The following is a 494-nucleotide window of genomic DNA, read 5'->3' on the forward strand; positions in this document are numbered from 1 at the left end:
ACGCTGCTGCGCTTCGCCACCGCGGGTTCCGTCGACGACGGCAAGTCCACCCTGGTGGGCCGGCTGCTGCACGACTCCAAGTCGGTCCTGGAGGACCAGCTGGAGGCCGTGGAGCGGGTCTCCGCCGACCGCGGCCAGGACGCCCCGGACCTGGCACTGCTCACCGACGGCCTGCGGGCCGAGCGGGAACAGGGCATCACCATCGACGTGGCCTACCGCTACTTCGCCACCGCCCGCCGCCGGTTCATCCTCGCCGACACCCCCGGCCACGTGCAGTACACCCGCAACATGGTCACCGGCGCCTCCACCGCCGACCTCGCCGTGGTCCTCGTCGACGCCCGCAACGGCGTCATCGAACAGACCCGCCGCCACGCCGCCGTCGCCGCCCTCCTGCGCGTCCCCCACGTCGTCCTCGCCGTCAACAAGATGGACCTCGTCGACTACCGGGAGAGCGTCTTCGCGACGATCGCCGAGGAGTTCACCGCCTACGCCTC

Annotated in this window: 1 protein-coding gene; it reads left to right on the forward strand. The window is 71.7% G+C overall.

From position 1 onward, the window contains the following. Positions 1–494: GTP-binding protein (locus WDV06_RS37115; protein WP_395514197.1), on the forward strand; the 494-nt coding region annotated here is incomplete at both ends.

This window comes from Streptomyces racemochromogenes (genome assembly GCF_044129415.1).
GTDB lineage: Bacteria > Actinomycetota > Actinomycetes > Streptomycetales > Streptomycetaceae > Streptomyces > Streptomyces racemochromogenes_A.